Origin of the sequence: Rhizobium sp. ZW T2_16, from assembly GCF_044987325.1 — a bacterium.
In the GTDB taxonomy this organism is placed as follows: domain Bacteria; phylum Pseudomonadota; class Alphaproteobacteria; order Rhizobiales; family Rhizobiaceae; genus Neorhizobium; species Neorhizobium cellulosilyticum.
This window is the reverse complement of the sequence record NZ_JBJDRG010000039.1, coordinates 1-20,247: the sequence shown is the minus strand read 5'-3', so window position 1 is coordinate 20,247 and position 20,247 is coordinate 1. Positions and strand designations below refer to the sequence as shown.

General features: G+C 58.3%; 35 protein-coding genes and 1 pseudogene. 34 read left to right on the top strand and 2 right to left on the bottom strand.

What is annotated here, in order from left to right; all coding sequences use genetic code 11:
• The 33 genes and pseudogenes from tuf to ACI3K0_RS29645 form a co-directional block, all read left to right on the top strand.
• Positions 1-299 (top strand): annotated as a pseudogene (tuf, locus tag ACI3K0_RS29805) (elongation factor Tu); the annotation flags it as partial.
• Positions 300-615: 316 nt separating this feature from the next.
• A complete protein-coding gene (rpsJ, locus tag ACI3K0_RS29800; RefSeq protein ID WP_003547547.1) occupies positions 616-924 on the top strand; it encodes a 30S ribosomal protein S10 in 309 nt (102 codons plus the stop codon).
• Between the two features lie 32 nt (positions 925-956).
• On the top strand, positions 957-1,598 hold the full coding sequence (rplC, locus tag ACI3K0_RS29795) for a 50S ribosomal protein L3 (protein ID WP_148145295.1): 642 nt from the start codon (positions 957-959) through the stop codon (positions 1,596-1,598).
• 13 nt (positions 1,599-1,611) lie between these two features.
• Positions 1,612-2,232, top strand: a complete 621-nt coding sequence (gene rplD, locus ACI3K0_RS29790; RefSeq protein WP_148145294.1) for a 50S ribosomal protein L4 — start codon at positions 1,612-1,614, stop codon at positions 2,230-2,232.
• Positions 2,229-2,522: a 50S ribosomal protein L23 gene (locus tag ACI3K0_RS29785; protein ID WP_148145293.1), complete on the top strand. Its 294-nt coding sequence runs from the start codon at positions 2,229-2,231 to the stop codon at positions 2,520-2,522. Before rplD ends, ACI3K0_RS29785 begins: the two co-directional genes overlap by 4 nt.
• A gap of 11 nt (positions 2,523-2,533) precedes the next feature.
• Positions 2,534-3,367, top strand: a complete 834-nt coding sequence (gene rplB, locus ACI3K0_RS29780) for a 50S ribosomal protein L2 (RefSeq protein WP_148145292.1) — start codon at positions 2,534-2,536, stop codon at positions 3,365-3,367.
• Between the two features lie 16 nt (positions 3,368-3,383).
• Positions 3,384-3,662, top strand: a complete 279-nt coding sequence (gene rpsS / locus ACI3K0_RS29775; RefSeq protein ID WP_112454903.1) for a 30S ribosomal protein S19 — start codon at positions 3,384-3,386, stop codon at positions 3,660-3,662.
• A 2-nt stretch (positions 3,663-3,664) separates the two neighbouring features.
• On the top strand, positions 3,665-4,054 hold the full coding sequence (rplV, locus tag ACI3K0_RS29770) for a 50S ribosomal protein L22 (protein ID WP_112511001.1): 390 nt from the start codon (positions 3,665-3,667) through the stop codon (positions 4,052-4,054).
• A complete protein-coding gene (gene rpsC, locus ACI3K0_RS29765) occupies positions 4,054-4,788 on the top strand; it encodes a 30S ribosomal protein S3 (RefSeq protein ID WP_148145291.1) in 735 nt (244 codons plus the stop codon). Before rplV ends, rpsC begins: the two co-directional genes overlap by 1 nt.
• Positions 4,789-4,826: 38 nt before the next feature.
• Positions 4,827-5,240: a 50S ribosomal protein L16 gene (gene rplP / locus ACI3K0_RS29760; protein ID WP_093000489.1), complete on the top strand. Its 414-nt coding sequence runs from the start codon at positions 4,827-4,829 to the stop codon at positions 5,238-5,240.
• Positions 5,241-5,252: 12 nt separating this feature from the next.
• Entirely contained in the window at positions 5,253-5,453 is a 201-nt protein-coding gene (gene rpmC, locus ACI3K0_RS29755; protein ID WP_148145290.1) for a 50S ribosomal protein L29, read from the top strand.
• 11 nt (positions 5,454-5,464) lie between these two features.
• On the top strand, positions 5,465-5,701 hold the full coding sequence (rpsQ, locus tag ACI3K0_RS29750) for a 30S ribosomal protein S17 (protein ID WP_046792687.1): 237 nt from the start codon (positions 5,465-5,467) through the stop codon (positions 5,699-5,701).
• A gap of 234 nt (positions 5,702-5,935) precedes the next feature.
• A complete protein-coding gene (rplN, locus tag ACI3K0_RS29745; RefSeq protein WP_003495199.1) occupies positions 5,936-6,304 on the top strand; it encodes a 50S ribosomal protein L14 in 369 nt (122 codons plus the stop codon).
• A gap of 12 nt (positions 6,305-6,316) precedes the next feature.
• The gene (rplX, locus tag ACI3K0_RS29740) at positions 6,317-6,625 is read left to right on the top strand and encodes a 50S ribosomal protein L24 (protein ID WP_112510995.1); all 309 of its coding nucleotides are present in this window, start codon (positions 6,317-6,319) and stop codon (positions 6,623-6,625) included.
• Complete coding sequence (rplE, locus tag ACI3K0_RS29735) at positions 6,618-7,175, top strand: 50S ribosomal protein L5 (protein ID WP_112510993.1); 558 nt, start codon at positions 6,618-6,620, stop codon at positions 7,173-7,175. The genes rplX and rplE overlap by 8 nt, the downstream gene beginning before the upstream one ends.
• 33 nt (positions 7,176-7,208) lie before the next feature.
• Entirely contained in the window at positions 7,209-7,514 is a 306-nt protein-coding gene (rpsN, locus tag ACI3K0_RS29730; protein ID WP_112454897.1) for a 30S ribosomal protein S14, read from the top strand.
• Between the two features lie 12 nt (positions 7,515-7,526).
• On the top strand, positions 7,527-7,925 hold the full coding sequence (gene rpsH / locus ACI3K0_RS29725; protein WP_112510991.1) for a 30S ribosomal protein S8: 399 nt from the start codon (positions 7,527-7,529) through the stop codon (positions 7,923-7,925).
• A 42-nt stretch (positions 7,926-7,967) separates the two neighbouring features.
• Positions 7,968-8,501 carry a 50S ribosomal protein L6 gene (gene rplF, locus ACI3K0_RS29720; protein WP_148145288.1) on the top strand — a complete coding sequence of 178 codons (534 nt, stop codon included), beginning with the start codon at positions 7,968-7,970 and terminating at the stop codon, positions 8,499-8,501.
• A gap of 12 nt (positions 8,502-8,513) precedes the next feature.
• Positions 8,514-8,876, top strand: coding sequence for a 50S ribosomal protein L18 (rplR, locus tag ACI3K0_RS29715; RefSeq protein WP_112510987.1), 363 nt, complete (start codon positions 8,514-8,516; stop codon positions 8,874-8,876).
• A 128-nt stretch (positions 8,877-9,004) separates the two neighbouring features.
• On the top strand, positions 9,005-9,571 hold the full coding sequence (rpsE, locus tag ACI3K0_RS29710; protein WP_148145287.1) for a 30S ribosomal protein S5: 567 nt from the start codon (positions 9,005-9,007) through the stop codon (positions 9,569-9,571).
• Positions 9,572-9,585: 14 nt separating this feature from the next.
• Positions 9,586-9,795 carry a 50S ribosomal protein L30 gene (gene rpmD, locus ACI3K0_RS29705; RefSeq protein WP_112510983.1) on the top strand — a complete coding sequence of 70 codons (210 nt, stop codon included), beginning with the start codon at positions 9,586-9,588 and terminating at the stop codon, positions 9,793-9,795.
• 10 nt (positions 9,796-9,805) lie between these two features.
• Complete coding sequence (rplO, locus tag ACI3K0_RS29700; RefSeq protein WP_148145286.1) at positions 9,806-10,285, top strand: 50S ribosomal protein L15; 480 nt, start codon at positions 9,806-9,808, stop codon at positions 10,283-10,285.
• 222 nt (positions 10,286-10,507) lie between these two features.
• Entirely contained in the window at positions 10,508-11,848 is a 1,341-nt protein-coding gene (gene secY, locus ACI3K0_RS29695; RefSeq protein ID WP_148145285.1) for a preprotein translocase subunit SecY, read from the top strand.
• Positions 11,845-12,429, top strand: a complete 585-nt coding sequence (locus tag ACI3K0_RS29690; protein ID WP_183830307.1) for an adenylate kinase — start codon at positions 11,845-11,847, stop codon at positions 12,427-12,429. Before secY ends, ACI3K0_RS29690 begins: the two co-directional genes overlap by 4 nt.
• Positions 12,430-12,670: 241 nt before the next feature.
• Positions 12,671-13,039 carry a 30S ribosomal protein S13 gene (gene rpsM, locus ACI3K0_RS29685; protein ID WP_093000503.1) on the top strand — a complete coding sequence of 123 codons (369 nt, stop codon included), beginning with the start codon at positions 12,671-12,673 and terminating at the stop codon, positions 13,037-13,039.
• A gap of 122 nt (positions 13,040-13,161) precedes the next feature.
• Positions 13,162-13,551, top strand: coding sequence for a 30S ribosomal protein S11 (gene rpsK, locus ACI3K0_RS29680; RefSeq protein ID WP_007766864.1), 390 nt, complete (start codon positions 13,162-13,164; stop codon positions 13,549-13,551).
• Between the two features lie 175 nt (positions 13,552-13,726).
• Positions 13,727-14,737, top strand: a complete 1,011-nt coding sequence (locus tag ACI3K0_RS29675) for a DNA-directed RNA polymerase subunit alpha (protein ID WP_112510977.1) — start codon at positions 13,727-13,729, stop codon at positions 14,735-14,737.
• Between the two features lie 45 nt (positions 14,738-14,782).
• Complete coding sequence (rplQ, locus tag ACI3K0_RS29670; RefSeq protein WP_148145284.1) at positions 14,783-15,208, top strand: 50S ribosomal protein L17; 426 nt, start codon at positions 14,783-14,785, stop codon at positions 15,206-15,208.
• 69 nt (positions 15,209-15,277) lie between these two features.
• Entirely contained in the window at positions 15,278-15,694 is a 417-nt protein-coding gene (locus ACI3K0_RS29665) for a DUF2809 domain-containing protein (protein WP_183830304.1), read from the top strand.
• Positions 15,695-15,755: 61 nt separating this feature from the next.
• Positions 15,756-16,334, top strand: coding sequence for a DoxX family protein (locus tag ACI3K0_RS29660; protein WP_183830301.1), 579 nt, complete (start codon positions 15,756-15,758; stop codon positions 16,332-16,334).
• A 149-nt stretch (positions 16,335-16,483) separates the two neighbouring features.
• Positions 16,484-16,939, top strand: coding sequence for a DUF1801 domain-containing protein (locus tag ACI3K0_RS29655; RefSeq protein ID WP_394353706.1), 456 nt, complete (start codon positions 16,484-16,486; stop codon positions 16,937-16,939).
• Between the two features lie 9 nt (positions 16,940-16,948).
• Positions 16,949-17,359 carry a DUF1801 domain-containing protein gene (locus tag ACI3K0_RS29650; protein WP_183830298.1) on the top strand — a complete coding sequence of 137 codons (411 nt, stop codon included), beginning with the start codon at positions 16,949-16,951 and terminating at the stop codon, positions 17,357-17,359.
• A gap of 79 nt (positions 17,360-17,438) precedes the next feature.
• On the top strand, positions 17,439-18,143 hold the full coding sequence (locus ACI3K0_RS29645) for an SDR family oxidoreductase (RefSeq protein ID WP_183830295.1): 705 nt from the start codon (positions 17,439-17,441) through the stop codon (positions 18,141-18,143).
• A 21-nt stretch (positions 18,144-18,164) separates the two neighbouring features.
• Here ACI3K0_RS29645 and msrQ read toward each other — a convergent pair whose 3' ends face one another.
• Positions 18,165-18,818 (bottom strand): protein-methionine-sulfoxide reductase heme-binding subunit MsrQ, encoded by a 654-nt coding sequence (gene msrQ / locus ACI3K0_RS29640; protein ID WP_183830291.1) that lies wholly within the window; start codon positions 18,816-18,818, stop codon positions 18,165-18,167.
• 2 nt (positions 18,819-18,820) lie between these two features.
• Positions 18,821-19,765 carry a protein-methionine-sulfoxide reductase catalytic subunit MsrP gene (gene msrP, locus ACI3K0_RS29635; protein ID WP_183830287.1) on the bottom strand — a complete coding sequence of 315 codons (945 nt, stop codon included), beginning with the start codon at positions 19,763-19,765 and terminating at the stop codon, positions 18,821-18,823.
• A gap of 193 nt (positions 19,766-19,958) precedes the next feature.
• On the opposite strand from msrP, the gene ACI3K0_RS29630 reads away from it, so the two are divergent.
• Positions 19,959-20,247 (top strand): DUF4112 domain-containing protein (locus ACI3K0_RS29630; protein WP_404946894.1); only part of this gene is annotated, 289 nt, incomplete at its 3' end.

Sequence of the window (20,247 nt, the reverse complement as noted above, 5' to 3'; positions counted from 1 at the left end):
CGGGCTCTGTCAAGCCGCACAAGAAGTTCATGGCTGAAGCCTACATCCTGACGAAGGAAGAAGGCGGCCGTCATACGCCGTTCTTCACCAACTACCGTCCGCAGTTCTACTTCCGCACGACGGACGTAACGGGCATCGTTTCCCTGCCGGAAGGCACGGAAATGGTTATGCCTGGCGACAACGTCACGGTTGCTGTTGAACTGATCGTTCCGATCGCGATGGAAGAAAAGCTTCGCTTCGCTATCCGCGAAGGCGGCCGTACCGTCGGCGCAGGCATCGTCGCTTCGATCATCGAGTAATCGATAAAGGGCAGGGCGGTATCTTCGGATGCCGCCCGCTTCAATTTTTTTTAAGCAAGTGGCCTATTGCGACTTGCTTATGACACAAAAACATTGCAAATGGCGCGCAAGCGCGATTTGCGCCTGCTTCGCTTTGGCGATTCAGGAAGTTGCACAAGAATTTAAGGTGGGCCTTCGGGCCTGAAGACTGGAAGTGGGCACCTGCTGGAAGCGGTGTTTTCTTCGATCTTTGAAACCGGTGATCCGCCTTAGGTAAACGAACAACCCGTGCCATCACGTTTGGTATCGGGAGAACAGAAAACAAGGATAACGTCGAATGAACGGCCAAAATATCCGCATTCGCCTTAAGGCATTCGATCATCGTATTCTCGACGCTTCCACGCGCGAGATCGTGTCGACGGCGAAGCGCACCGGAGCAAGTGTCCGGGGCCCCGTTCCGCTTCCGACCCGCATCGAGAAGTTTACGGTTAACCGGTCCCCCCACATCGACAAGAAGAGCCGCGAGCAGTTCGAGATGCGCACTCATAAGCGCCTTCTCGATATCGTTGACCCGACACCGCAGACGGTGGACGCGCTGATGAAGCTCGACCTCGCCGCCGGCGTCGATGTTGAGATCAAGCTCTGAGAAATCAGAGCTGAGTTGGAAGGATTGAACCGATGCGTTCAGGTGTAATTGCACAGAAGATTGGGATGACCCGCGTCTACAACGACGCCGGTGAGCATATCCCGGTAACCGTATTGCGTCTCGACAACTGCCAGGTCGTTGCTCATCGCACTGAAGAGAAGAACGGCTATGTCGCTCTTCAGCTCGGTGCAGGCGCTGCCAAGGTGAAGAACACCTCCAAGGCAATGCGCGGCAACTTTGCCATCGCAAATGTTGAGCCGAAGTCGAAGCTCGTCGAGTTTCGCGTATCTGAAGACAACTTGATTGAAGTTGGCACCGAGCTGAAGGCTGACCATTTTACGGCTGGCCAGCTGGTCGACGTGACCGGTACCTCGATCGGTAAGGGCTTCGCCGGCGCCATGAAGCGCCACAACTTTGGCGGTCTGCGTGCGACCCACGGTGTTTCCGTTTCGCACCGTTCGCACGGTTCGACTGGTAACAACCAGGATCCGGGCAAGGTCTGGAAGGGCAAGCGCATGGCTGGTCACATGGGCCAGACGCGCGTCACCACCCAGAACCTCGAAGTCGTGTCCACCGATGAAGGCCGCGGCCTGATCCTCGTCAAGGGTGCCGTCCCCGGCTCCAAGGGCGCCTGGATCGTTGTTCGCGACGCCGTCAAGTCGGCTGCGAAGTAAGGGAGCCATTATTATGGAATTCAACGTCAAGACCCTCGAAGGCAAAGACGCTGGCAAGGTTTCCCTGTCGGACGCGATCTTCGGCCTCGACCCCCGCGAGGACATCCTCGCTCGTATGGTTCGTTACCAGCTCGCCAAGAAGCAGCAGGGCACGCATCAGACGCTGACCCGTGGCGAAGTTTCGCGCACCGGTTCCAAGATGTACAAGCAGAAGGGTACGGGCCGCGCTCGTCACCATTCGGCTCGCGCTCCGCAGTTCCGCGGTGGTGGTAAGGCTCATGGCCCGGTTTCCCGTAGCCACGCCTTCGATCTGCCGAAGAAGGTTCGCGCTCTGGCCCTGCGTCATGCTCTTTCCGCCAAGCTGAAGTCCGAAGATCTGATCGTTATCGACGATCTGGTTGCGACCGAAGCAAAGACCAAGGCTCTCGTCGGCACGTTCGCGTCGCTCGGCCTGACCAATGCTCTGGTTATCGGTGGCGCCGAGCTGGACAGCAACTTCAAGCTCGCAGCCCAGAACATCCCGAACATCGATGTTCTGCCGGTTCAGGGCATCAATGTTTACGACATCCTGCGTCGCGGCAAGCTCGTGCTTTCCAAGGCTGCGGTTGAAGCCCTCGAGGAGCGTTTCAAGTGACCGACATTCGCCACTATGATGTGATCGTATCTCCCTCGATCACCGAAAAGTCGACCCTTCTGTCTGAACAGAACCAGGTTGTCTTCAACGTTGCCAAGACTGCTTCGAAGCCTGAAATCAAGGCTGCCGTAGAAGCTCTCTTCGGTGTGAAGGTCACTGCCGTCAATACGCTGGTCCGTTTGGGCAAGACGAAGCGCTTCCGCGGCTTCATCGGTAAGCAGAAGGACGTCAAGAAGGCTATCGTCACCCTGGCCGAAGGTCAGACGATCGACGTCTCCACCGGTCTTTGAGGTAAGAAACAATGGCATTGAAAAGCTACAATCCGACGACCCCGAGCCAGCGTCAGCTGGTCATCGTCGACCGTTCGGGCCTGTGGAAGGGCAAGCCGGTCAAGGCGCTCACCGAGGGTCTCTCCAAGAGCGGCGGCCGTAACAACAACGGCCGCATCACCGCCCGCTTCATCGGCGGCGGTCACAAGCGTACCTACCGCCTGGTCGACTTCAAGCGTCGCAAGTTCGACGTTGAGGGCACGGTCGAGCGTCTGGAATACGACCCGAACCGCTCTGCATTCATCGCGCTCGTCACCTATACGGACGGCGAACAGGCCTACATCATCGCTCCGCAGCGCCTTGCTGCCGGCGACAAGGTCATCGCTTCCGACAAGGCTGTCGACGTCAAGCCTGGCAACACCATGCCGCTGCAGTACATTCCGGTTGGCTCGATCGTTCATAACGTCGAGATGAAGCCGGGCAAGGGTGGCCAGATCGCTCGTTCGGCTGGCACTTACGTACAGCTCGTCGGTCGTGATAGCGGCATGGCGATCCTTCGTCTGAACTCTGGTGAGCAGCGTCTCGTCCCGGGTTCCTGCCTCGCCTCGATTGGCGCCGTATCCAACCCGGATCACGGCAACATCAATGACGGCAAGGCCGGTCGCACCGTATGGCGTGGCAAGCGTCCGCATAACCGCGGCGTTGTCATGAACCCGGTCGACCACCCGCACGGCGGTGGTGAAGGTCGTACCTCGGGCGGCCGTCATCCGGTCTCGCCTTGGGGCAAGCCCACCAAGGGCAAGCGCACACGTTCGAACAAGTCCACGGACAAGTTCATCATGCGCTCGCGCCACGTGAAGAAGTAAGAGAGGAAGTCGTTCAATGGCTCGTTCAGTATGGAAAGGTCCGTTTGTTGACGGCTATCTTCTCGCCAAGGCTGAGAAGGTACGTGAAGGCGGCCGCAACGAAGTGATCAAGATGTGGAGCCGTCGCTCCACCATCCTGCCGCAGTTCGTCGGTCTCACCTTCGGCGTCTACAATGGCTCGAAGCATATCCCGGTTAATGTCAACGAAGACATGGTCGGTCACAAGTTCGGTGAATTCGCTCCCACCCGGACCTATTACGGTCACGGCGCGGACAAGAAAGCGAAGAGGAAGTAATCATGGCCAAGGCAAAGACCGAACGCCGGCTGAAGGACAACGAAGCACAGGCAGTTGCCCGTACGCTTCGCGTCAGCCCGCAGAAGCTGAACCTGGTTGCCGCCATGATCCGCGGCAAGAAGGTAGAGCGCGCTCTCGCAGAACTCGAGTTCTCGCGTAAGCGCATCTCCGGCACGGTGAAGAAGACTCTCGAGTCTGCTATCGCCAACGCTGAAAACAACCATGACCTCGACGTCGACAGCCTGATCGTAGCGGAAGCTTACGTCGGCAAGTCGATCACCATGAAGCGTTTCCACGCTCGTGGTCGCGGCCGCGCATCGCGCATTGAAAAGCCGTTCGCGCATCTGACGATCGTCGTTCGCGAAGTCGAGGAAAAAGGGGAGGCCGCATAATGGGCCAGAAAATTAATCCGATCGGTTTCCGCCTCGGCATTAACCGCACCTGGGACAGCCGTTGGTTCGCCGATAACTCGGAATACGGCCAGCTGCTCCACGAAGACCTGAAGATCCGTGCATACCTCATGCAGGAACTGAAGCAGGCCGGTATCGCCAAGGTCGTCATCGAGCGTCCGCACAAGAAGTGCCGCGTCACGATCCACTCGGCTCGCCCGGGTCTGATCATTGGCAAGAAGGGTGCAGACATCGAAAAGCTCCGCAAGAAGCTTTCCGAAATGACTTCCTCCGAAACGCACCTCAACATCGTTGAAGTTCGTAAGCCGGAAGTTGATGCGACGCTGGTTGCACAGTCGATCGCTCAGCAGCTCGAACGCCGCGTGGCTTTCCGCCGTGCGATGAAGCGCGCTGTTCAGTCCGCAATGCGTCTTGGCGCCGAAGGCATCAAGATCACCTGCGCCGGCCGTCTGGGTGGCGCGGAAATCGCTCGTACCGAATGGTACCGCGAAGGCCGCGTTCCGCTTCACACGCTGCGTGCAGACATCGACTACGGTACGGCTGAAGCCGAAACCGCATTCGGTATTTGCGGCATCAAGGTCTGGATCTTCAAGGGCGAAATCCTTGAGCACGATCCGATGGCTTCCGAACGTCGCGCGCTGGAAGGCGATGCGCAGGGTCCGGCAAGCCGCGACCGTGATCGTGGCGATCGTCGCCGCGAACGCGAAAACGCTTGATTATCGCTGGCGAAAGATAAGCTCGGAGAAGTAATAAAATGTTGCAGCCAAAGCGTACCAAGTACCGCAAACAGTTCAAGGGTCGCATCAAGGGTGTGGCCAAGGGCGGTTTTGATCTGGCATTCGGCGAATTCGGCCTGAAGGCTCAGGAACCGAACCGTGTGAACGCCCGCGAAATCGAAGCGGCTCGCCGCGCGATTACGCGTTACATGAAGCGCGCGGGTCGAGTATGGATCCGCGTCTTCCCTGACGTCCCGGTTACTGCAAAGCCCACCGAAGTTCGTATGGGTAAGGGTAAGGGTTCGGTTGAATACTGGGCTTGCAAGGTCAAGCCTGGTCGTATCATGTTCGAGATCGACGGCGTTTCGGAAGAAATCGCGCGCGAGGCACTTCGCCTCGGTTCTGCCAAGCTCTCGGTCACGACGCGCTTCGTTCAGCGCATCGCAGAGTAAGGAGAAGGCACGATGAAAGCCGAAGACGTACGCGGCCTCAGCGCCGACCAGCTCAAGGACAAGCTCGCCGAGCTCAAGAAGGAGCAGTTCAACCTGCGCTTCCAGAAAGCCACCGGCCAGCTCGAGAAGTCCTCGCGCATCACTGAAGTTCGCAAGGACATCGCTCGCGTGAAAACCATTGCCCGCCAGAAGGCGGCAGAAGCCAAGGCCTAAGGAAGAATAATATGCCAAAACGCATTCTGCAGGGCGTTGTCGTTTCCGACAAGAACGAAAAGACCGTTGTTGTCCGCGTCGAGCGCCGCTTCGCTCACCCTCTGCTTCAGAAGACCGTTCGCCGGTCCAAGAAGTACAAGGCCCATGACGAAAACAACCAGTACAAAGTTGGTGATGTCGTTTCCATCGAGGAATGCGCACCGATCTCCAAGGACAAGCGCTGGACGGTAATTGCCGCCCAGGCTTAAGAAGACCAGGAATTTCCGTCAGGCACTTGCGTCTGGCGGAGAATCCTGTATGAAGCACGCCACTGGCGTAGAACGCTCGGAAACGGGCGTTCTTTTGCTTTGAGCGCACGGAAGGTCCCTTTCAGGGAAACCACCTTGGCAAGACCCATCCCGCGCACACTGAAAATCTGTTCATAGCCGGCATCACGCGCTTCGGTGTGTGGTGTTCCGGTCATTAGAAAAAGGCGACCTGACATGATTCAGATGCAAACAAACCTCGACGTGGCGGATAATTCCGGCGCACGTCGTGTCATGTGCATCAAGGTGCTGGGCGGCTCCAAGCGCAAGTACGCTTCGGTCGGCGACATTATCGTCGTTTCGATCAAGGAAGCTATTCCGCGCGGCCGCGTGAAGAAGGGCGACGTGATGAAGGCGGTTGTTGTGCGTACCGCTAAAGACATCCGTCGCGCCGACGGCAGCGTCATCCGCTTCGATAACAACGCAGCGGTTCTCATCGACAACAAGAAAGAGCCGATCGGCACCCGTATCTTCGGACCGGTTCCGCGCGAACTTCGCGCCAAGAACCACATGAAGATCATCTCGCTGGCTCCAGAAGTACTGTAAGGAGCGGGACCCATGCAGAAGATCAAGAAGGGCGACAACGTCGTCATCCTCGCCGGCAAGGACAAGGGCCGTACCGGTGAAGTTCTCCAGGTTCTGCCGAAGGAAGACCGTGCGGTCGTCCGCGGTATCAACATGGTGAAGCGCCACCAGCGTCAGACCCAGACGCAGGAAGCTGGCATCATCAACAAGGAAGCATCCATCCATCTGTCGAACGTCGCGATCGTGGCGAAAGACGGCAAGCCGACCCGCGTTGGCTTCTCTGTCGTCGACGGTAAGAAGGTGCGTGTAGCCAAGCGTACGGGAGATGTCATCGATGGCTGAGGCAAATTACGAGCCGCGGCTCAAGGTCGAATACACCACCCGCATCCGCGCAGCACTTCAGGAGCAGTTCTCGTTCGCTAACGAGATGATGATCCCGAAGATGGACAAGATTGTCATCAACATGGGCGTGGGCGAGGCAACTGCCGACTCCAAGAAGCCTACTGTTGCTGCGGCCGACCTTGCTGCGATCGCTGGCCAGAAGCCGGTTATCACGCGCGCCCGCAACTCGATTGCAGGCTTCAAGGTTCGCGAACAGATGCCGATCGGCGCGAAGGTTACCCTTCGTGGCGCCCGCATGTATGAATTCATGGATCGCTTGGTCAACATCGCGCTTCCGCGCGTTCGCGACTTCCGCGGCCTGAACCCGAAGTCCTTTGATGGTCGTGGCAACTTCGCCATGGGCCTCAAGGAGCACATTGTGTTCCCGGAAATCAACTACGACAAGGTTGATCAGATGTGGGGCATGGACATCATCGTTTGCACGACGGCTACGAACGACGACGAAGCACGGGCTCTTCTGAAAGAGTTCAACTTCCCGTTCCGTGCGTAACCGTAACGACGAGCGTTAAAAAGGAACTACGATATGGCGAAGACCAGCGCAGTTGAAAAGAACAAGCGCCGCCGCAAGACGGTCGCCGACCATGCTGCCAAGCGCGCAGCATTGAAGGCAACCATCATGAACCAGGAGCTTCCGATCGAAGAGCGGTTCAAGGCAACTATCAAGCTCGCTTCCCTGCCGCGCGATGGCTCGAAGACGCGTATCCGCAACCGTTGTGAAGTCACCGGTCGCCCGCGCGCTTTCTATCGCAAGCTCAAGATGTCGCGTATCGCGCTTCGTGAGCTCGGCAACCTCGGCAAGGTGCCGGGTATTGTTAAGTCGAGCTGGTAAGGAGATCGTTCGATGACCATGACTGATCCCTTGGGCGATATGCTCACCCGTATCCGCAACGGCGCTTCCCGCCGCAAGAACTCCGTCACGACGCCGGCTTCGCGCCTGCGCGCTCGTGTCCTGGATGTCCTGCAGGCTGAAGGCTACATTCGCGGCTACACCCAGACCGATTTCGGCAACGGCAAGTCCGAGATTGAAATCGAACTGAAGTACTACGAAGGTGCGTCCGTGATCCGTGAGATCGGCCGCGTTTCGAAGCCGGGCCGCCGAGTTTATGTCTCGGTTAAGTCCATTCCGCAGGTCGCGAACGGCCTCGGCATCACCATCCTTTCGACCCCGAAGGGCGTGATGGCCGATCACCAGGCTCGCGAACAGAACGTAGGCGGCGAGGTTCTTTGCTCGGTCTTCTAAGACTGGGCAAGGATCTCCATAACGGACAGACAGGATAACAAAATGTCTCGTATCGGTAAAAAGCCCGTTCCGGTTCCTGCAGGCGTTACGGCTTCGGTCGAAGGCCAGAAGATCACCGCGAAGGGCCCGAAGGGCGAACTTCACTTCGTCGCTAATGACGAAGTCAAGGTTGAGCTGAATGATAACGCCGTTTCGGTGACCCCGGTCAACGATTCCAAGGATGCTCGTTCGAAGTGGGGCATGTCCCGCACGATGGTCGAGAACATCTTCAAGGGCGTTAAGGACGGTTACGAGCGCAAGCTCGAAATCAACGGCGTTGGTTACCGCGCAGCCATGCAGGGCAAGAACCTGCAGCTGGCTCTCGGTTTCTCCCACGACGTAGTCTACGAAGCCCCTGAGGGCATCACCATTGCCGTGCCGAAGCCGACGGAAATCATCGTCTCCGGCATCAACAAGCAGCAGGTCGGTCAGGTTGCCGCGGAAATCCGCGAATACCGTGGTCCCGAGCCCTACAAGGGCAAAGGCGTCAAGTACGCCGAGGAACGGATCGTCCGCAAGGAAGGCAAGAAGAAGTAAGGACGCGGAACAATGGCTACTCGGAAAGAAGCACTCACCAAGCGTGCGAGCCGTGTTCGCCGTCAGATCAAGAAGGTCGCAAATGGCCGTCCGCGTCTGTCGGTTCACCGCTCGTCCAAGAACATCTACGTACAGGTCATCGACGATGTGGCCGGCCGCACGCTTGCAGCCGCCTCCACGCTCGACGCCGACCTGCGCAAGTCGCTGAAGACCGGCGCGGACGTTGCAGCAGCTGCTGCCGTCGGCAAGCTGGTTGCAGAGCGCGCCTCCAAGGCTGGCGTGAAGGAAGTCGTGTTCGATCGCGGCGCCTTCATCTACCACGGCCGTATCAAGGCACTTGCTGAAGCTGCCCGCGAAGGCGGTCTGAGCTTCTAAGAAATTTTCGCCCGGTCTTCCTTTGAATAGGGGAGGCCGGGCGAAATGCGGTTTCTCCGCACCACCCGGATTTTTCCGGGTTATCTTTAACCTGCCGTTCTACCCGCAAAAGAAAAAGGACAAGGACAATGGCACAGGAAAGAAAGGGCCGCGACGATCGTCAGGCCCGTGAAGAGCGCGATAGCGAATTCGTCGACAAGCTGGTCGCGATCAACCGCGTCGCTAAGGTCGTCAAGGGCGGCCGTCGTTTCGGTTTTGCTGCTCTCGTCGTCGTTGGCGACCAGAAGGGTCGCGTTGGCTTCGGTCATGGCAAGGCTCGTGAAGTGCCGGAAGCTATCCGCAAGGCAACTGAATCCGCAAAGCGCGATCTGATCTTCGTACCGCTGCGTGACGGCCGTACGCTGCATCACGACGTCAATGGCCGCCACGGCGCCGGCAAGGTTCTGCTGCGCTCCGCCAAGGCTGGTACCGGTATCATCGCTGGTGGCCCGATGCGTGCTGTTTTCGAAACGCTGGGCGTTCACGATGTTGTTGCGAAGTCGACCGGTTCGTCGAACCCGTACAACATGATTCGTGCAACGTTCGACGCCCTCAAGGCCCAGGTGCATCCGAAGGACATCGCAGCTCAGCGCGGCATGAAATATGCTACGCTTCAGGCTCGCCGTGCCGCCTCCGGCAATGCTGCTGAAGAATAAGAGGAGTCTGACCCATGGCTAAGGCTACGAAGAAGACTGAAGCAAAGACGGTTACGGTCGAACAGATCGGATCGCCTATTCGCCGTCCGGCTATCCAGCGCGCAACGCTGGTTGGTCTGGGCCTCAACAAGATGCACCGGGTAAGCACGCTGGAAGATACGCCTTCCGTCCGTGGCATGATCCGGGCCGTCCAGCATCTCGTCCGCGTCGTCGACGAGAAGTGAGGGTTTGATCATGAAACTGAATGAGATCAAGGACAACGAAGGTTCGTCCAAGGACCGTATCCGCGTAGGTCGTGGTATCGGTTCCGGCAAGGGCAAGACCGGTGGTCGCGGCGTCAAGGGTCAGAAGGCTCGTTCTGGCGTTGCCATCAACGGCTTCGAAGGCGGTCAGATGCCGATCTACCGTCGCCTGCCGAAGCGCGGCTTCAACAACATCTTCGCTTCTGAATACGTCACCGTTTCGGTTGGCCGTATCCAGACCGCGATCGATGCTGGCAAACTCGACGCCAAGGCAACGGTTGATGCGGCAGCTCTCAAGGCTGCCGGCGTTATCCGTCGCGAGAAGGACGGCGTTCGCGTTCTTTCCGATGGCGAACTGAAGGCAAAGCTGACGATCGAAGTTGCCGGTGCCTCCAAGGCTGCCGTCGAAAAGATCGAAAAGGCTGGCGGCTCTATCAAGCTGCTCGTCGTTGCGGAAACTGCCGCAGAGTAAAACGTTTAAAATCGCCCGGTGTGAGCTTCACACCGGGCGATTTTATGTCCATATGTGAGCCTCACGATTTGGCGGCCCCGATGGGCGCCGATCACATGAAAACAGGGTGAGGCACCCGATTGCTCCCGCAATCTCCGCGCCCGGTTTTTTGAACCAGAATTTGCGACTGCTTTCCTGACCAGGCATTTTGCGCCCGGGGAAAGTGATCGGGCGGAGAAACGCATGGCGTCTGCAGCGGAACAACTTGCCTCTAATCTCAATTTTTCAACCTTCGCCAAGGCAGAGGATCTCAAGAAGCGGCTGTGGTTTACCCTTGCTGCTCTCCTCGTTTACCGCCTCGGCACGCATATCCCGCTTCCGGGCCTAAACCCCGAAGCCTATGCGCAGGCCTTCCGCGGCCAGGCTGGCGGTATCCTCGGCCTCTTCAACATGTTTGCCGGTGGCGCTGTCGAGCGCATGGCGATCTTCGCGCTCGGCATCATGCCGTATATCTCCGCGTCGATCATCGTGCAGCTGATGACCTCGGTCGTTCCTTCGCTTGAGAATCTCAAGAAGGAGGGTGAAGCCGGCCGCAAGATCATCAACCAGTACACCCGCTACGGCACGGTGATTCTCGGCACCCTCCAGGCCTACGGCATTGCCGCCGGTCTCGAGAGCGGACAGGGCATCGTCAACGATCCCGGCATGTTCTTCCGCCTGTCAACCGTTGTCACGCTTCTCGGCGGCACCATGTTCCTGATGTGGCTGGGTGAACAGATCACCTCGCGTGGCATCGGTAACGGCATTTCGCTGATCATCTTCGCAGGTATCGCTGCAGGTCTTCCGTCCGCTCTCGCTGGCACGCTGGAACTCGGCCGCACCGGCGCGCTGTCGACCGGTCTGATTCTCGCCGTCATCCTCGTCGCGATATTCGTCATCGGCCTGATCGTCTTCGTAGAGCGCGCCCAGCGTCGTCTTCTGATCCAGTATCCGAAGCGCCAGGTCGGCAACCGCATGTTCCAGGGCGACACCTCGCACCTGCCGCTCAAGCTCAACACGTCCGGTGTTATTCCGGCGATCTTTGCCTCGTCGCTGCTGCTTCTCCCCGCAACGGCTGCCGGCTTCGCAGGTAATTCCGACCTGCCTGCATGGGCAACCGCCGCCATTGCTGCCCTCGGCCATGGCCAGCCGCTGTTCATGCTGCTTTACGGCCTGCTGATCGCCTTCTTTGCCTTCTTCTACACGGCCATCGTCTTCAATCCGAAGGACACGGCCGACAACCTGAAGAAACACGGTGGTTTCATCCCGGGCATCCGTCCGGGCGAACGGACTGCCGAATATATCGACTATGTACTGACCCGCATCACAGTTATCGGTGCGATCTACCTCGTCTTCGTCTGCATTCTGCCAGAGTTTCTGATCGCTCGTACGGGCGTGCCATTAGCCCTTGGTGGTACTTCGCTTTTGATTGTTGTCAGTGTAACCCTCGATACGGTTGCGCAGATCCAAGGACATCTCATTGCGCAGCAGTATGAGGGTCTGATCAAGAAGTCGAAACTGCGCGGAGGAAAGAGGGGACGATGAGACTTATATTCTTGGGGCCACCCGGCGCCGGTAAGGGTACGCAGGCAAAGCTGCTGACTGAGAAATACGGTATTCCGCAGCTTTCCACGGGTGACATGCTTCGTGCCGCCAAGGAAGCAGGAACCGAGATCGGTCTGAAGGCGAAGGCGGTTATGGATGCCGGCCAGCTGGTGTCCGACGATATCGTCAACGCCATCGTCGCTGAGCGTATCGATCTCGACGACTGTTCGAATGGTTTCATCCTGGATGGTTATCCGCGCACCGTGCCCCAGGCCATCGCGCTGGAAAAGATGCTGCAGGACAAGGGCTGCCCTCTCGACGCAGTCATTGAACTGAAGGTGGACGAGGGGGCTCTTATGGGTCGAATCGAAAACCGCGTGGCCGAAACCATTGCCGCTGGCGGCAAGGTTCGCGCCGACGATATGCCGGAGGCTTTCAAGAAGCGTCTGGTCGAATATCGTGACAAGACTGCTCCGCTCTCGGCTCATTACGAATCGACCGGTCAGTTGAAGACGATCGACGGCATGGCTGACGTGAAGGCCGTGACTGCCGAAATCGAAAAGACACTGTCTGCTCTTTGAGCTGTCACAGGTCTGTTAAAGAATCTCGGGCTCGGCGGTTGCAATTCAGCGCTGATTCCGTTAAACACCGCGCCAACTCGCGACAGATTTGAGCGATTGGCGCGGATTTCCGCAAGGATATCCGGGGCTGGTCGTTTTGACCTGTCTCGTTTGGTGTTGTTGAACTGGTGGCCTTGATCAGGCTGCTATCATGGAAGAAGTACCGCTTGCCGGATGGCAACCGGAACGAAGGAGAATAGACGTGGCACGTATCGCTGGCGTCAACATCCCGACTGCGAAGCGCGTTGTTATCGCGCTGACCTACATTCACGGGATCGGCCCGAAATTTGCGCAGGAAATCATGGACAAGGTCGGTCTTCCGGCTGAAAAGCGCGTCCATCAGCTGACGGACTCTGAAATCCTTCAGATCCGCGAAACCATCGACCGCGACTACGCTGTCGAAGGTGATCTTCGTCGTGAAACCGCGATGAACATCAAGCGTCTTATGGACCTCGGTTGCTACCGTGGCCTGCGTCACCGTCGTGGCCTTCCGGTCCGCGGTCAGCGCACCCACACCAACGCTCGTACCCGCAAGGGTCCGGCTAAGGCAATCGCCGGTAAGAAGAAGTAATTCTGAGGCATTAGCCAATAGGCATTGGGCGAAAGCCCAATTGTCTGCTGCCTAAAACCTACTGCCTCTCAAGGTGGAGCCGCTGGAACTACGGCGGTGCAGAGATCAACGAAAGGGATAAAATGGCCAAGGAAGCCACTCGCGTTCGCCGTCGCGAACGCAAGAATATCACGTCGGGCGTTGCCCACGTCAATTCTACCTTCAACAACACCATGATCACCATCACCGACGCGCAGGGCAATGCTATTGCCTGGTCGTCTGCCGGTGCAAAGGGCTTCAAGGGTTCGCGTAAGTCGACCCCGTTTGCTGCTCAGATCGCCGCTGAGGACTGCGCCAAGAAGGCTCAGGAACACGGCATGAAGTCGCTCGAAGTTGAAGTTTGCGGTCCGGGTTCCGGCCGTGAATCGGCTCTGCGCGCGCTCCAGGCTGCCGGTTTCATGATCACTTCTATCCGCGACGTTACGCCGATCCCGCACAACGGCTGCCGCCCGCGCAAGAAGCGCCGCGTCTAATGGACGTATTGGGGCTCGCTTTTTAAGGCGAGTGCCATCTGAACTCGGTAATAGCCGCTTTGTCTCCTGCAGGGGTCGAGGCGGCTTTCACCGTATCGCCGGAAGGGTATTTTCCGGTGTTCCTCGTGCTCGGTTGCCACGATTGGATGGTGGCAACGAACGGAAGGTATAGGTCATGATCCAGAAGAACTGGCAGGAACTGATTAAGCCGAACAAGGTGGAATTCACCTCGTCCGGTCGTACCAAGGCAACGCTTGTTGCCGAACCTCTTGAGCGCGGCTTCGGCCTGACGCTCGGCAACGCGCTTCGCCGCGTGCTTCTGTCGTCGCTCCGCGGTGCAGCCGTCACGGCTGTCCAGATCGACGGCGTCCTGCATGAGTTCTCCTCTATCCCGGGCGTTCGGGAAGATGTGACGGACATCGTGCTCAACATCAAGGAAATCGCCATCAAGATGGACGGCGATGACCCGAAGCGCATGGTCGTGCGCAAGCAGGGCCCTGGTGCCGTTACCGCTGGTGATATCCAGACGGTTGGCGACATCGAGATCCTGAACCCTGACCACGTGATCTGCACGCTGGATGACGGCGCTGAGATTCGCATGGAATTCACGGTCAACAACGGCAAGGGTTATGTCCCGGCTGAGCGTAACCGTGCAGAGGATGCCCCGATCGGTCTCATCCCGGTCGACAGCCTCTACTCGCCGGTCAAGAAAGTGTCCTACAAGGTGGAAAACACCCGCGAAGGCCAGGTTCTCGACTACGACAAGCTGACCATGACTATCGAAACCGATGGTTCGGTCACTGGTGAAGACGCCGTAGCCTTCGCCGCCCGCATTCTTCAGGATCAGCTGTCGGTCTTCGTCAACTTCGACGAGCCGCAGAAGGAACAGGAAGAGGAATCCGTCACTGAACTCGCGTTCAACCCGGCGCTCCTCAAGAAGGTCGACGAACTGGAACTCTCCGTCCGTTCGGCCAACTGCCTGAAGAACGACAACATCGTTTATATCGGCGACCTCATCCAGAAGACCGAGGCGGAAATGCTCCGCACTCCGAACTTTGGTCGTAAGTCGCTGAACGAGATCAAGGAAGTTCTGGCATCCATGGGCCTCCATCTTGGTATGGAAGTTCCTGCTTGGCCGCCGGAAAACATCGAAGATCTCGCTAAGCGTTACGAAGACCAATACTAACAAATCATACTGCAGGCGAATGCCTGCAAGTGAAGGAGACCAGATATGCGTCACGCAAAAGCCGGCCGCAAGCTTAACCGCACCGCAAGCCACCGCAAGGCTATGTTCACCAACATGGCAGCATCGCTCATCACCCATGAGCAGATCGTAACCACCCTGCCGAAGGCGAAGGAAATTCGCCCGATCGTCGAAAAGCTCGTCACCCTCGGCAAGCGCGGCGATCTGCACGCTCGTCGTCAGGCGATCTCGCAGGTTCAGGACCAGGACGCTGTCAAGAAGCTGTTCGACGTCATCGCTTCTCGTTACGCAACCCGCAACGGCGGTTACCTGCGTATCATGAAGGCTGGCTACCGTCAGGGCGACAATGCTCCGCTCGCAGTCATCGAGTTCGTTGAACGCGACGTCACTGCTAAGGGTGCAGCCGACAAGGCTCGCGTTGCCGCTGAAGCAGAAGCTGCTGAAGCCGCATAATTTTCGATCTTTGATCGCAAATTTGAAAAGCCGGGTGGAAACGCCCGGCTTTTTATTTGTGGAGATGGCATGACAGATGGAAGGTGGATGCTGAGGGCTCGGTTGCAAAGACTACTGTGCGTCGGCGCGGTTATTGTCGCCGGACTTGCACTTCGCGGTTTCGGTTATGACCTGGGCCTGCCTTTCAGCGTCGTGAAATATGGCGGTTCTCTTCTTTGGGGCTGCATGGTTTTTTTGCTGGTCGCAGCTGCCATCGTGTCCCGCCGCGTGGCCGTCATGGCCGCAATCGCACTGGCGATAGCTGTTTCTGTAGAGTTCTCCCGACTTTACCAGACCCCGGCTCTCGACGAATTTCGCCTGACACTGGCAGGAAGGCTTCTGCTCGGTCGGGTATTCTCGCTCTGGAACATTGTCGCCTATGCCGCGGGCATCGGATTGGGAATGGCAATCGAGATGCGGCTGCGTTTTCTTGACCGGAATCAATGATGAAGCGCAAGGCAGGCTTAGTGTCGAAACATATCAACCAGTGGGGTTGTGAGGGACGACAATGGCATACACACCCGTATTTGAGAACGAACGTAAAGATTTGATAATTCCCGCCCTTGGCGGCTTTTACGAGAAGGCCGCCCAGCCTATGGCCTGGAGCATCTTTCGCCTGGCCGTCGGTGGCATGCTGGTTGTGGAGGGCTGGCCGAAACTGATGGCCCCGCTCGCACAGGTCGGATTCGTCGAAAATCTCGGCTTTTATCCCGGCTGGCTCTGGTCGCCGGTTCTTGCACTGATCCAGGTGGTCGGTGGCATCCTGATCGCAGTCGGACTTTTCACCCGTCCCGCCGCGCTGGCAAGCGGCGTGATGCTGGCGATAACTCTCTGGTACCATTTCGCCCATCCCTATGGCGACGCGCTTCTGACGCAGGCAGGCATCGATGCCCTGAAGGCGGGGGGCGAGTACTTCACGCCAACTGGTGTGGCGCGTCTTGCCGATGGAGGCGCCAAGTTCCTGCATCAGGTTCAGGAAAAGGCCGAGCAGGATTCGCTCTTCTGGACGGGCGGCGCCTTTCTCTTCGCAGCCTTCGGCGGCGGTTACCTGTCGCTGGACAGGCTTCTGTTCAAGAAGCAGTTCTGAACCGGAAGCGAGTTCTATCAATCCAGGAAGGGCCGGGCCATTGGCGCCGGCCCTTGTGCATTTACAGGCATGACGTATCGGGAACTGGGATAGGGCTTCATGTCCCAAGCATGGACGCCATCGTTCGTTGCTCTATGATCATTCCGATCATGATCGGGGAGGAGCGTGACATCATGAAAGGCAAGGGCAAGGCGCAGCAGGGCTCCCCCAAGCTCCTGGCCGGCGGCAATCCGCAAATCCCGAAAGGTTACGGAAACGAGCCGGTTCAGGCCTATATTGCTGCGATGCCGGGCTGGAAAAGCGAGGTCGGGCGGAAGCTCGACGTGCTTGTCGAGCGCTGTGTTCCCAATGTCGCCAAGGCAGTAAAGTGGAACACACCTTTGTACGGGGTCGAAGGACAGGGCTGGTTCCTCGGCCTCCATTGCTTCAACAGATATGTGAAGCTGACTTTCTTTCGCGGCGCATCGCTGGATCCCGTCCCGCCGGAGAATTCGAAAATGCCCGAGACGCGTTATTTCCATATCCACGAAACCGACGAGTGGAACGAGGCACAGCTCGCAACCTGGGTCAGGCAGGCAAGCGCGCTGCCCGGCGAAGAGCTTTAGGATGATGCCATGAACAATGATGCTGAAGGCAGTACACAGGATTCCTCCCTGTTGATCGATCAGCGCATCGCGGAACTCGACGACTGGCGCGGAGAGATGCTGGCTCATGTCCGTGCTCTCATCCACAAGGCTGTTCCAGATGTCGTCGAGACTTGGAAATGGCGCGGTGTACCGGTCTGGGAAAAGGACGGCATTATCTGCACCGGCGAGACTTACAAGGCGGTCGTCAAGCTGACCTTCGCCAAGGGAGCGTTCGTCGAGGACCCGTCCGGCCTTTTCAACGCCAGCCTTGAAGGCAATGCCCGCAGGGCGATCGACCTGCGGGAGGGCGAGACGATCGATGAGCAAGCCTTCATGGCGCTGACCCGCAACGCGGCGGCGCTGAATACTGCCAAGGCAAAGTCGAAAAGCCGCTCCTGATTAAGCAAAACCCGCGCTGGCGTTCTGCGCGCAGCAGCGTTACCCATTGTCATCCAATAGCATCGAAAGGCTTGAAGAGATGTCGGAAGCAAAGGTAGCGATCGTAACGGCGGGCGGCAGCGGCATGGGCGCAGCCTCGGCAAGAAAACTCGCAGCGGACGGTTTCAAGGTTGCGATCCTGTCGTCTTCCGGCAAGGGTGAGGCGCTGGCGCAGGAACTCGGTGGCATCGGTATCACCGGGTCGAACCAGTCCAATGACGATCTCAAGCGCCTCGTCGATACGGTGATGGATAGCTGGGGCCGCATAGATGTCCTGGTCAACAGCGCCGGCCACGGCCCTCGCGCCCAGATCATCGAAATCACCGATGAACAGTGGCACACCGGCCTCGACGTCTACCTGATGAACGTCATCCGCCCGGTGCGTCTCATCGCACCGATCATGCAGGCGCAGAAATCAGGCAGCATCGTCAATATCTCCACGGCCTGGGCCTTCGAGCCGTCATCCATGTTCCCGACCTCTGCCGTCTTCCGCGCCGGACTTGCCGCCTACACGAAGATCTTCGCCGATACCTATGCCGCCGATAATGTGCGGATGAACAACGTCCTGCCGGGCTGGATCGACAGCCTGCCGGCCACCGAAGAGCGTCGGGATGGCGTGCCGATGAAGCGATACGGTACAAGCGAGGAGATCGCCGCCACCGTCGCATTCCTGGCTTCCGAAGGTGCAGGCTACATCACCGGCCAAAACCTTAAGGTCGACGGTGGTTTGACGCGCTCCGTGTAATGCTGTCTCTCTTCGGTGACGTCAGTGCGCGACCTGTGCCGGCTGACGTCGCCCGCGCTTCCAGTTCATCAGCGGCCGTCGGATAAGGCGGTAGGCGAGAAGGATTCCGATCAGCGCGATATGGGCGAATGGCCCCGATGTGACCGACTTGACCGCGAGCACATAATGGATCGCACCACCAATGGCGATAAGATAGATCAGCTTGTGCAGTCTTATCCAGCCTTGCCCCATCTTGCGGATCGACCAGTTGTTGGATGTCGCCGCCAGGGGGATAAGGCATAGCAGCGCGGCGAACCCGATGGTGATATAGGGCCGCCTTGCGATATCGCCGCCGACCGCCGCGAAATTGAGCTGCAGGTCGAGGAGCAGATAGACGGAAAAATGCATCAGCACATAATAGAAGGCGAGCAGCCCGAGCGCCCGTCGATAGCGCACCCAGTTGATGCCGAAGAGATCGCGCAACGGCGTGATCGCAAGGGTGGCGATGATCAGCCGCAAGGCCCATATGCCGAGAAGATGTTCGAATTCCTTGACCGGATTGAAGCCGAGCCCGCCCGTCGTCGCCTGATAGAAATACCAGGCGGCCGGACAGAGGCCGATCACGTAAAGTGTCCAGATGCTGGCCGCATGATATTTGCGCGGCAGGGCAGGGATGGCGGCTGAGAGGGACGCCATCTTTAGTAATTCGCCTTCAGGTCCATGCCGGAGTAAAGGCTCGCCACCTCGTTCGCATAGCCATTGAACGGCAGCGTATCGACCCGTTTCGTCCCGAAGAACCCGCCTTCACCGATCCGCTGCTCCGTCGCCTGGCTCCAGCGCGGATGATCCACCGCCGGGTTGACGTTGGAATAGAAGCCGTATTCCCGCGCATTTGAGTTCTTCCAGGTGGTCTGCGGCTGTTCTTCCACCAGCTTGATCTTGACGATCGACTTGATGCTCTTGAACCCGTACTTCCACGGAACGACAAGCCGGATCGGCGCGCCGTTCTGGTTCGGCAGCGTTTCGCCATAAAGGCCGACGGCAAGAATGGTCAGCGGATGCCGCGCCTCGTCCATTCTGAGGCCCTCGATATAGGGCCAAGGCAGGGGTTGGAAGAGGCCGCCTTGACCCGGCATTTCCTCCGGCCGCACCACGGTTTCGAAGGCCACATATTTGGCGCTGCCGAGCGGTTCTACCTGATCGATAATGGCCGAAAGCGGAAAACCGATCCAGGGGATGACCATCGACCACCCTTCGACGCAGCGCATCCGGTAGGTCCGGTCCTCAAGCTTCATCTTGAGGATTTCCTCAAGCCCGAATTCCTTCGGCTTGCCGACCATGCCCTCGACCTTCACCGACCACGGGGTCGGCTTGAAGGCGCCGGAGTTCTGCGAGGGATCTTCCTTGTTCACCCCGAATTCGTAGAAATTGTTATAGGTCGTCACCGCCTCCTTCGGCGTCAGCTTTTCATTCAGCTTGTAGGGGCCGGGCACTGTGCTCAAGGGCGCCGCCCAGGCATTCCCACCTGCCGCAAGACTGAAGCCGGCCGCTGCGGCCGCCCCGATGAAGCTGCGGCGGGAAAGATAGATATCCTTCGGCGTGATCTCCAAAGGTGAGATGTGAGGCGGACGATAGGCGGGCATGGGATGTCTCCTCGGGCGCGATGCCATTCCTTTGAACTATACGTAATCCCAAACAATACGGTTTCACAGAGGCTGGATTTTTCGTCGGAACCACGTTTGCGTGAGAAAAACCGCATATTCTCAGCCCGGCCATCTTGGAACCGACATCCACGATTCTCATTTGTAGCAGTGAATGAGTGTGGAGATTTGCCGGATGGCGACGAAGACCTGGGATGCCGCCAGCGGGCGGTTCGTCAAGGACGATCTGGATCACGTCGAAAAGCTCAAGCGCCTGCGCCGGCTGAACGGTATTGCGCGCCTGATGGATACGGCGATCCGCATTCCGGGTACCGGAATCCGTTTCGGCGCAGATTCCGTCTTCGGTCTCATTCCCGTAATCGGTGATGCGGGTGGAGCGCTGGTTGGTCTCTACCTCATCAACGAGGCGCGCCGCATGGGCGTGCCGTCCGCAAAACTCGTCCAGATGCTGGGCAATCTCGGTG

What these genes read in the sequence shown, in the direction of transcription:
- rpsC (WP_148145291.1), top strand. Translation starts at nt 4,054, where the DNA reads ATGGGCCAGAAAATTAATCCGATCGGTTTCCGCCTCGGCATTAACCGC.
- rplX (WP_112510995.1), top strand. Translation starts at nt 6,317, where the DNA reads ATGCAGAAGATCAAGAAGGGCGACAACGTCGTCATCCTCGCCGGCAAG.
- rpsH (WP_112510991.1), top strand. Translation starts at nt 7,527, where the DNA reads ATGACCATGACTGATCCCTTGGGCGATATGCTCACCCGTATCCGCAAC.
- rplQ (WP_148145284.1), top strand. Translation starts at nt 14,783, where the DNA reads ATGCGTCACGCAAAAGCCGGCCGCAAGCTTAACCGCACCGCAAGCCAC.
- msrQ (WP_183830291.1), bottom strand. Translation starts at nt 18,818, where the DNA reads ATGGCGTCCCTCTCAGCCGCCATCCCTGCCCTGCCGCGCAAATATCAT.
- ACI3K0_RS29675 (WP_112510977.1), top strand. Translation starts at nt 13,727, where the DNA reads ATGATCCAGAAGAACTGGCAGGAACTGATTAAGCCGAACAAGGTGGAA.
- rplV (WP_112511001.1), top strand. Translation starts at nt 3,665, where the DNA reads ATGGCCAAGGCAAAGACCGAACGCCGGCTGAAGGACAACGAAGCACAG.
- msrP (WP_183830287.1), bottom strand. Translation starts at nt 19,765, where the DNA reads ATGCCCGCCTATCGTCCGCCTCACATCTCACCTTTGGAGATCACGCCG.
- ACI3K0_RS29645 (WP_183830295.1), top strand. Translation starts at nt 17,439, where the DNA reads ATGTCGGAAGCAAAGGTAGCGATCGTAACGGCGGGCGGCAGCGGCATG.
- rpsN (WP_112454897.1), top strand. Translation starts at nt 7,209, where the DNA reads ATGGCGAAGACCAGCGCAGTTGAAAAGAACAAGCGCCGCCGCAAGACG.
- rplF (WP_148145288.1), top strand. Translation starts at nt 7,968, where the DNA reads ATGTCTCGTATCGGTAAAAAGCCCGTTCCGGTTCCTGCAGGCGTTACG.
- rpsQ (WP_046792687.1), top strand. Translation starts at nt 5,465, where the DNA reads ATGCCAAAACGCATTCTGCAGGGCGTTGTCGTTTCCGACAAGAACGAA.
- rpsJ (WP_003547547.1), top strand. Translation starts at nt 616, where the DNA reads ATGAACGGCCAAAATATCCGCATTCGCCTTAAGGCATTCGATCATCGT.
- ACI3K0_RS29665 (WP_183830304.1), top strand. Translation starts at nt 15,278, where the DNA reads ATGACAGATGGAAGGTGGATGCTGAGGGCTCGGTTGCAAAGACTACTG.
- rplB (WP_148145292.1), top strand. Translation starts at nt 2,534, where the DNA reads ATGGCATTGAAAAGCTACAATCCGACGACCCCGAGCCAGCGTCAGCTG.
- rpsS (WP_112454903.1), top strand. Translation starts at nt 3,384, where the DNA reads ATGGCTCGTTCAGTATGGAAAGGTCCGTTTGTTGACGGCTATCTTCTC.
- ACI3K0_RS29690 (WP_183830307.1), top strand. Translation starts at nt 11,845, where the DNA reads ATGAGACTTATATTCTTGGGGCCACCCGGCGCCGGTAAGGGTACGCAG.
- rpmD (WP_112510983.1), top strand. Translation starts at nt 9,586, where the DNA reads ATGGCTAAGGCTACGAAGAAGACTGAAGCAAAGACGGTTACGGTCGAA.
- rplP (WP_093000489.1), top strand. Translation starts at nt 4,827, where the DNA reads ATGTTGCAGCCAAAGCGTACCAAGTACCGCAAACAGTTCAAGGGTCGC.
- secY (WP_148145285.1), top strand. Translation starts at nt 10,508, where the DNA reads ATGGCGTCTGCAGCGGAACAACTTGCCTCTAATCTCAATTTTTCAACC.
- rplC (WP_148145295.1), top strand. Translation starts at nt 957, where the DNA reads ATGCGTTCAGGTGTAATTGCACAGAAGATTGGGATGACCCGCGTCTAC.
- rplO (WP_148145286.1), top strand. Translation starts at nt 9,806, where the DNA reads ATGAAACTGAATGAGATCAAGGACAACGAAGGTTCGTCCAAGGACCGT.
- ACI3K0_RS29650 (WP_183830298.1), top strand. Translation starts at nt 16,949, where the DNA reads ATGAACAATGATGCTGAAGGCAGTACACAGGATTCCTCCCTGTTGATC.
- ACI3K0_RS29655 (WP_394353706.1), top strand. Translation starts at nt 16,484, where the DNA reads ATGATCGGGGAGGAGCGTGACATCATGAAAGGCAAGGGCAAGGCGCAG.
- rplR (WP_112510987.1), top strand. Translation starts at nt 8,514, where the DNA reads ATGGCTACTCGGAAAGAAGCACTCACCAAGCGTGCGAGCCGTGTTCGC.
- rpmC (WP_148145290.1), top strand. Translation starts at nt 5,253, where the DNA reads ATGAAAGCCGAAGACGTACGCGGCCTCAGCGCCGACCAGCTCAAGGAC.
- rpsE (WP_148145287.1), top strand. Translation starts at nt 9,005, where the DNA reads ATGGCACAGGAAAGAAAGGGCCGCGACGATCGTCAGGCCCGTGAAGAG.
- rplD (WP_148145294.1), top strand. Translation starts at nt 1,612, where the DNA reads ATGGAATTCAACGTCAAGACCCTCGAAGGCAAAGACGCTGGCAAGGTT.
- rplN (WP_003495199.1), top strand. Translation starts at nt 5,936, where the DNA reads ATGATTCAGATGCAAACAAACCTCGACGTGGCGGATAATTCCGGCGCA.
- ACI3K0_RS29660 (WP_183830301.1), top strand. Translation starts at nt 15,756, where the DNA reads ATGGCATACACACCCGTATTTGAGAACGAACGTAAAGATTTGATAATT.
- rplE (WP_112510993.1), top strand. Translation starts at nt 6,618, where the DNA reads ATGGCTGAGGCAAATTACGAGCCGCGGCTCAAGGTCGAATACACCACC.
- rpsK (WP_007766864.1), top strand. Translation starts at nt 13,162, where the DNA reads ATGGCCAAGGAAGCCACTCGCGTTCGCCGTCGCGAACGCAAGAATATC.